The following is an 8,001-nucleotide window of genomic DNA, read 5'->3' as shown; positions in this document are numbered from 1 at the left end:
GCTTTATCTTTTAGGATTAGCGGTGAAAGCTGCTGGTAAACACTGGCAATATCAAGCTAACTCAATAAAGCACCGCAACGTACTCTCAAACCAATTCATAGGCTTGAGAGCATACAAAGATAGGAACATGAAGCTGTTGAAATTGCATTGGCAGGTAGCAATCAAAACACTACAAGGCTTAGTTCGGGAGCCACAAGCATGCTATTAAATTCGTGGGGATCCCTCAGGGGCAGAGTAAACTTTTACCCAACAAGCACTGGAGCCAAGGCTCAACGTCTCAGTAGCGAGCCTAAGCAGCAATTGTCAGCTCCTTACAATGACAGCCCCAATAACCCATGCTCAGCCCCAACACCATTAGCCACATCCACCAACCGCTGCTTGATCCCCTGCTCTATCCCTACGAAAAGTAGGGTCAGAGTATACTAAAGTTATTCATCTACGATAAAGGGCTCTGACCCTGACGGATCCCCCACTTATTATTACACAGCCCGCCTCCACCAATTATTACAATCTATACCATTTTCCTTCTCTAAGGATATAACCGAAAGGAGAAATTGGGTAGCCAAGCTCTTTGAACCCTTTCTGTGCTATATGTGCGGCTTTTGCAAGTGACTTTATATCGCCAGAGTCTGCAAAAAGTACCATATTCCTGCCGGGAACGAATACAACAGCTTCTCCTATAAAGTTCATTTCGTCGGTTCGAATAAACTCTAATGCAGTTAATATCGATGCTTCGTAATTCGTGTCAGCTTTAAACCTGATCACACGCCCGACCTCTTCATTGTCTAGCGCTTCAAATTTTGCATCAACCCGATTAAAGTAAGAAGTAATATTCTGGGCGGCTATGTCTCTAATTTGCTCTGTTAGATCAAGGTTTTTGACATCTGCTGGTGATACATATCGCATACTACTTTCTGTATCAAAAACAAATAGTAAGTACAAATCATCATTTATTTTTTCAAAGTATAATGGCACTTCTGATTCGCTTTGACCTGCCTTTAACATTTGCTCTTTAACAGCATTGATATAATGTACATTTTTAATCACAGGAAGAATGGTTGTCACTTTCTTATTTTCAAAAGCATGGCGAATAGTTTTTTCTGTTGCAACTCGATCTAAAATCACCAACTCCAAATCCCGATCCCCTGCGAGATAAGTATCATAAGAGCTACCTAAGTGTATATGACTTTGATATCCATTTTTATCATCTGAAGTTATTTGTAAATCAGCAACAATTGTATACTCAGTACTAGGAACACTAGCTCTGGCTTGCTCGATAAATTTAGCTGTAAACTCGGTTTTTGATATTACATCTTGAGCCGCTGCAATTGCAGGAGTCAATAAAACTACCAACATTAAGCAAATATTTCTCATTACATCTCCGTATAAATTGTTTTGTCCATAATTAGCATTAAGAGAAAGGTTATCTAGTTTGAATTAAACTTAATGGAATAACGAAAGGGGACGCGCTCATTACAAGTTAGTGAAGATTTACTTGGGTAGGCTGCACTAATTTAAATGTTATAATTTTTACGTATTTAATATAAACGAACCCACACTTCTCCCCTAGTGTCGTTGCAAATGCATAAGCCTACAGATCAACATACGCTTCCTTATCAAATCAAACAGTAACCTAGTTTTTACATTTGTTGCAATCACTTATATGCCAGCGCTTTTGAAAACATCTGCATTTTGCTGCACTCAAGCCGATTCACTAAAAGGGATGATTATTCATTAGCTATCCCCCTAAAGCAGGTTTCTTAATACGCATACAAAAAACCGAGCCACAAAGGGTTTGCTTTAACCACTTCGCGGCTATAGCCGCTCCTACACTAAAATAAAGCTAACTGCTCCATAATTGCGTCGCTGGCGATGCTAATGCAAGACGAACCGAAGGCTCTAGCGCGGAGTTGACTCCTGTCAACAAGCACTGAAGCCGATGTTCAACGCCGCTGTAGCTAGCAACAGCTAGCAATTATCAACTCCTTACAATGACAGCCCCAATAACCCATGCTCTGCCCCTACACCATTAGCCACAGCCACTAACCGCGCCTTTATCCCCAGCTCTATTCCTACACCAGACTCAAGCAAGTCAGCAACCGCAATAAAAGCAGTCGTTTTTAAGCTCTTGCAGTCATAAGAGTAAGCATAACCTGACTTTACGACCCAGTTTTCTGATTTGAAATCTTGAGCTCGCTCTTCAATCGTTCTAACCAAGGTAAACTCAAACGACAAGATACAGGCTTCATCACCAAACCAATCCGCTTTTAAGGTTTGGAAATTGATCCACATTTCCAGTTGAGTCAACAAAGGTTTAAGCGAACTGGAAAAACGGCTATCAGCCAAAATAGTAATAGGAAGTTGCTGTTGCATATCAGTCTGGATCATCTGTTTTTATCGTCACTTTGTTCTGGTTAAATTCAAGCATTATGAGGGTGATTCTGCTGGCTAATATCGCATGATGCAACCACTGTCGAATAAACTTTCAACGTAGACTTACAGAACACACCTATTCCCCATCGAAGTTGCCGAAGTACGTTGAAGAAATAGCCGTAATGCCCACACGGACGTGGTCATAGCTTTCGCGGGACAGGATGTCCCATCGGAAGCGTTAGGCGATTTCGAATAAGTACGAGGGAAACAACTTCGTCTGGGGCGCTGAGGGATATCCAAAAGGGGGGCAAGCGCTTTCCCCTTTTTGGTCAGGTGTGGGCGAAGCGCCACGACTTTAGTGGCCTTAGGCCATAAAAAACCAATAAAAAACGCACCACTAAGGGTGCGTTTCATACAAATGACGTTACTGCCGACGGTAAAACAAGGAAGCCGATGGTTTTCGCCGCGGAGTTGACTATTGTCAATGAGCAGCGAAAACCTGAGGCTGAAGCCGTATTACCGAGGTTAAGTAGTCATTTATTCGTAGTCACTGATTGGCACACAAGCACAGAATAAATTTCTGTCCCCAAACACATCATCAATACGATTAACCGTTGGCCAGAACTTATTCAACTTAACCGCTGCCGTTGGGAACACGGCTTCTTCACGGCTGTAAGGACGTGAATCAAACGCTGGGTCCATGATGTCTGCAAGAGTATGTGGTGCATTGTGTAGCGGGTTGTTGTCCGCTGGCCACTCACCGGCTTCTACCTTGGCAACTTCGCCGCGAATAGACACCATTGCCTCGATGAATCTGTCGAGCTCAACTTTAGACTCAGACTCTGTAGGCTCAATCATTAAGGTTCCCGCAACAGGGAAGCTCATGGTTGGCGCATGGAAGCCGTAATCGTTAAGACGCTTAGCGATATCCATCTCAGTCACACCTGATGACTCTTTAAGTGGACGTAAATCGATGATGCACTCATGGGCAACACGGTCATTTCGGCCTGTATAAAGAACTGGGTAATGCTCAGACAGTTTCTTCATCATGTAGTTAGCGTTAAGCAGTGCCACTTGCGTAGACTCACGCAGACCTTTCTTACCGAGTAACTTGATGTACATCCAAGTGATAGGCAAGATCCCTGCGCTACCGTATGGCGCTGCAGAGACGGCACCGTTGTTGTCTGACTCTAGGCCATGCTTAACTACAGTGTGGCCAGATAGGAATGGCGCAAGGTGCTTTTTAACACCGATTGGGCCCATACCTGGTCCGCCGCCGCCATGTGGAATAGCGAAGGTTTTGTGCAAGTTAAGGTGCGATACGTCAGCGCCGATAAAGCCAGGTGATGTTAGGCCTACCTGTGCGTTCATGTTGGCGCCATCAAGGTAAACTTGACCGCCGTGTTCATGAATTACGTCGCAGATGTCTGCAATGGTTTCTTCATACACACCGTGAGTCGATGGGTAAGTGACCATGATGCATGATAGGTTGTCGGCAACTTCTGCCGCTTTAGCACGCAGGTCATCCATGTCGATGTTACCGGCTTTATCACACGCGGTAACCACGATTTTCATGCCAGCAAGTTGCGCTGACGCTGGGTTTGTACCGTGCGCTGATTGTGGGATCAAACAGATATTTCTGTGCGCATCGCCACGTGACTCATGGTATTGCTTAATCGCAAGTAGACCGGCGTATTCACCTTGTGCACCAGAGTTAGGCTGCAAGGATACTGCGTCGTAACCTGTAATATCCACCAACCAAGTCGATAGCTCTTCAAGCAGTTGAGCGTAACCTTGTGCTTGGTCAAGTGGGCAGAATGGGTGCATGTTACCAAACTGAGGCCAAGTGATAGGCATCATCTCGGTGGCTGCGTTTAGCTTCATGGTGCATGAACCGAGTGAAATCATTGAGTGGTTCAAGGCTAAATCTTTGTTCTCGAGACGCTTGATGTAACGCATCATCTCGGTTTCGCTTTGGTAGCGATTAAACGTTGGGTGCGTCAAGATGGCGTCGGTGCGAACAAGTTCAGCTGGCACTGATGTGCTGCCGTTGGCAACGATTGCTGCATCAAGTGCAGCCACATCTAGACCATGGCCTGCGCCCAAGATAACGTCAAATAGCTCTGCAACGTCAGTACGTAGCGTAGTTTCGCTGACGCTAACGCCAACAATGCCATCGCTATCGATACGCAGGTTAAGACCAGCAGCTTCTGAACGCGCAACTACAGCGGCAACATCTAGCCCTTTGATAGAGATAGTGTCGAACCAAGTGTTGTTAACCAACTCTGCGCCTTTAGCCGTTAGGCCTGCTGCAAGAATGTCAGCTAAACGGTGAATACGCTCTGCAATCACCTTAAGGCCTTGTGGGCCGTGGAAGACTGCGTAGAACGATGCCATGTTGGCAAGTAACACCTGTGCAGTACAGATGTTTGAGTTAGCTTTTTCGCGGCGGATATGTTGCTCACGAGTTTGCATTGCCATACGCAGGGCGCGGTTACCACGAGTATCTTGTGATACACCGATAATACGGCCTGGTAGTGAGCGTTTGTGGGCGTCACGAGTTACGAAGAATGCAGCGTGAGGACCACCAAAGCCCATTGGTACACCAAAGCGCTGTGAGTTACCAAATACAACATCGGCGCCCATAGAACCTGGAGACTTAAGCATCACTAGCGACATGATATCGGCGGCGACTGACACAACGGCCTTTTTCTCATGTAACTTGGTAAACAATTCGCTGTGATCAACAATTTGACCGTGGCGATTGGTGTACTGGAACAAGGCACCAAATAGCTCGTAGTTAACTGCCTCAGCTGCAGGACCAACAACGACTTCCATACCAAAGCATTCAGCGCGCGTTTTTATCACGTCTAATGTTTGTGGGAATACGTCATCTGCAACAAAGTAGATGTTAGCTTTTTTAGCTTTAGAAACACGCTTAGACAGCGCCATCGCTTCGGCGGCAGCGGTCGCTTCATCAAGCAGTGATGAAGACGCAAGGTCAAGACCGGTGAGATCCATAGAAAGCTGCTGGAAGTTCAAGATAGCTTCAAGGCGACCTTGAGCAATCTCTGGTTGGTATGGCGTGTACGCCGTGTACCAACCTGGATTTTCAAGCACGTTACGCTGGATAACTGTCGGTACTTCAGTACCGTGATAACCCATACCTATGTAGCTTTTGAAGACTTTGTTTTTATCCGCAATTTGACGGATATAAGCCATGCCTTCAGCTTCACCACATGAATCGCCAACGGCGAGGTCACGATTAATCAGAATAGACTCTGGAACGATTTGTCCGGTCAAGTCTGCTAACGATTCTGCACCCACAAAATTCAGCATCTCTTGCTGCTGCTCGGCACCTGGACCGATATGGCGGCTAAGAAATAATTCGTGCTGCTCTAACTGCGTAAGGGTTTCTTTGGTCATGAGTAACCTAGTTCCATTTTTGCCAGTATCCAGCCTGTAGGGGGCGGAGCTACCGGTCTCGTTGTTTAGAATTCGATTGTTCTGTGGCATGTCTAAGTATGTAAAGAGTGACATGCTATATAACGAACAAAGCCCCAACCTTTAGCAGAGTGGGGCTTTGTTGATTATCGCGACTTACTCGTCGTCGATAACCGCTTGATAACCTTCGGCATCAAGCAGATTTTCTAGCTCAGCGGTGTCAGAAGGCATCACGCGGAAGAACCAACCATCACCAAATGCATCGCTGTTAACTAGCTCTGGAGAATCTTCTAGTGCTTCGTTAACTGCCAATACTTCACCTGTTAGTGGTGAGTAGATGTCAGATGCTGCTTTTACAGACTCTGCTACTGCGCAGTCTTCACCAGCGTTAACGTCGTCGCCAACTTCTGGAAGTTCAACGAACACCATGTCACCCAATAGCTCTTGAGCGTGCTCACTGATACCTACTGTGTAGCTACCGTCTTCTTCTTTACGAACCCACTCGTGAGAAGAAGCATATTTTAGTTCTGCTGGGATATTGCTCATTGGTCTTAATCCTTATTCGATTGTTCTAATTCTGTAATATTATAAGACGTTACACTGATTTATAAGGCTTTTATCAGTTTTGCGCTTAGGCGCAGCGGTTCATGCTTACCGTTGATATTAACGCTAACCGTCTAGGGTATAAAGTGACGTATACGTCAACGTTACTACTCATGCGCGATGTAACCACAAATTTTACGCTGACTTGCTCTATCCATCAATCAAAGCAAGCCAGCTTTATGCTTTTTTCTATGATTAATACCTTAGCCAGTTCATTCTAAATTGCTAGTAGGCTGAAATAACCAGTATTAATCCAGAAAACATTATGTGCTGTCGATGATAACAACTCATCTCAGCACACTTTTCTACTGTTAATACGCAGGTAGTTCGGTCTAATTTTAGGAGTCAGCGCGCAGTTGATAAGCATCAATGAGCACTGACGACGACAAAGTAGGCCGAAGTAACCAGTATTAATCCAGAAAAATTAGAATGCTTGTTTACCGTTGCGTACAAACGAAGGTGCAATCACTTTAACCGCGACACGCTTCTTACGCATTTCAACTTCTGCCACGTCACCAATAGTGTTTGGTACACGTGCCATTGCGATTGAGTAGCCTAGTGTTGGCGAGAATGTACCACTCGTAATTGTACCTTGCTGCTCAACACCGTCGCTGTCGGTAAAGAATACTGACATGCCGTGACGGATAACGCCTTTAGCGTCCATGATTAGGCCGACTAACTTGTCTGCGCCAGCGGCTTTAATCGCTTCGAGTGCTTTACGACCGTTGAAGTCACGATCTTCTGGTGCCCAAGCAACCGTCCAGCCCATGTTTGCTGCTAGTGGGTTAACGCTTTCGTCCATATCTAGGCCGTAAAGGTTCATGCCCGCCTCAAGACGGAGTGTGTCACGTGCGCCTAGGCCACATGGCTTAACGCCTGCGTCTAGGAAAGCTTGCCATAATGCTTCTGCTTCTGCTTCTGGCACGATAACTTCGTAACCTGTTTCGCCAGTGTAGCCTGTCGTTGCGATAAATAGTGAGCCAGCTTGTACGCCAAAGAATGGCTTCATGCCTTCAACTGCAGCATTTTGCGCGTCGTTGAATACAGTTGCTGCTTTTGCTTTAGCGTTAGGACCTTGAACGGCGATCATCGCCAGTTCAGGACGCTCTGTCACTTCAACACTGAAACCTTTAACTTGCTCATTGATCCAAGCTAAGTCTTTTTCGCGAGTCGCAGAGTTAACTACGATGCGGTATTCAGTATCAGAAAGGTAATAGGTAATAAGGTCGTCGATGACGCCGCCATTGTGGTCAAGCATGCCGCCGTATAACGCTTTGCCTGGTACTTTTAGCTTGGCTACGTCGTTGGCTAGCAACTTACGTAAAAAGGCACAAGCGTCATCACCAATCACATCAACAACTGTCATGTGAGAAACGTCGAACATACCTGCGTCTTGACGCACAGCGTGGTGCTCTTCGATTTGAGAACCGTAGTTAAGTGGCATATCCCAACCGTGGAAATCTACCATCTTGCCATTTGATTCTAGGTGCTTGTTAAAAAGTACAGTTTTGTTAGCCATTTTTATCCCTTCTTTGGGGTATTCAAGTCTGCAACTGGTGTAGGGTGCTAGTCACCAGATCA

At 45.6% G+C, this 8,001-nt stretch carries 5 protein-coding genes and 1 pseudogene; 1 reads left to right on the top strand and 5 read right to left on the bottom strand.

The window, feature by feature from the left end; genetic code table 11:
* Window positions 1–208 (top strand): annotated as a pseudogene (locus K5R16_RS15585) (IS4 family transposase); the annotation flags it as partial.
* A gap of 296 nt (window positions 209–504) precedes the next feature.
* On the opposite strand, the gene K5R16_RS15580 reads toward K5R16_RS15585, so the two are convergent.
* From K5R16_RS15580 to gcvT, 5 genes are all read right to left on the bottom strand, one after another.
* Window positions 505–1,374 (bottom strand): hypothetical protein, encoded by an 870-nt coding sequence (locus tag K5R16_RS15580; RefSeq protein WP_220738469.1) that lies wholly within the window; start codon window positions 1,372–1,374, stop codon window positions 505–507.
* Between the two features lie 612 nt (window positions 1,375–1,986).
* Window positions 1,987–2,388 carry a hypothetical protein gene (locus K5R16_RS15575; RefSeq protein WP_259649902.1) on the bottom strand — a complete coding sequence of 134 codons (402 nt, stop codon included), beginning with the start codon at window positions 2,386–2,388 and terminating at the stop codon, window positions 1,987–1,989.
* 522 nt (window positions 2,389–2,910) lie between these two features.
* On the bottom strand, window positions 2,911–5,799 hold the full coding sequence (gene gcvP / locus K5R16_RS15570) for an aminomethyl-transferring glycine dehydrogenase (RefSeq protein WP_220738468.1): 2,889 nt from the start codon (window positions 5,797–5,799) through the stop codon (window positions 2,911–2,913).
* A 174-nt stretch (window positions 5,800–5,973) separates the two neighbouring features.
* Window positions 5,974–6,363 carry a glycine cleavage system protein GcvH gene (gcvH, locus tag K5R16_RS15565; protein WP_020911098.1) on the bottom strand — a complete coding sequence of 130 codons (390 nt, stop codon included), beginning with the start codon at window positions 6,361–6,363 and terminating at the stop codon, window positions 5,974–5,976.
* 481 nt (window positions 6,364–6,844) lie between these two features.
* A complete protein-coding gene (gene gcvT / locus K5R16_RS15560) occupies window positions 6,845–7,939 on the bottom strand; it encodes a glycine cleavage system aminomethyltransferase GcvT (protein ID WP_220738467.1) in 1,095 nt (364 codons plus the stop codon).
* Between the last annotated feature and the right edge of the window lie 62 nt (window positions 7,940–8,001).

It is taken from the genome of Shewanella sp. c952, assembly GCF_019654975.1.
GTDB lineage: Bacteria > Pseudomonadota > Gammaproteobacteria > Enterobacterales > Shewanellaceae > Shewanella.
Note: the sequence above shows the minus strand (reverse complement) of the source record. Positions and strands in the feature narration are given on the sequence as shown.

Bases quoted from the DNA above. Each gene is read 5' to 3' on its own strand.
- K5R16_RS15580 (WP_220738469.1), bottom strand. From the start codon at position 1,374: ATGAGAAATATTTGCTTAATGTTGGTAGTTTTATTGACTCCTGCAATT.
- gcvP (WP_220738468.1), bottom strand. From the start codon at position 5,799: ATGACCAAAGAAACCCTTACGCAGTTAGAGCAGCACGAATTATTTCTT.
- gcvT (WP_220738467.1), bottom strand. From the start codon at position 7,939: ATGGCTAACAAAACTGTACTTTTTAACAAGCACCTAGAATCAAATGGC.
- K5R16_RS15575 (WP_259649902.1), bottom strand. From the start codon at position 2,388: ATGATCCAGACTGATATGCAACAGCAACTTCCTATTACTATTTTGGCT.
- gcvH (WP_020911098.1), bottom strand. From the start codon at position 6,363: ATGAGCAATATCCCAGCAGAACTAAAATATGCTTCTTCTCACGAGTGG.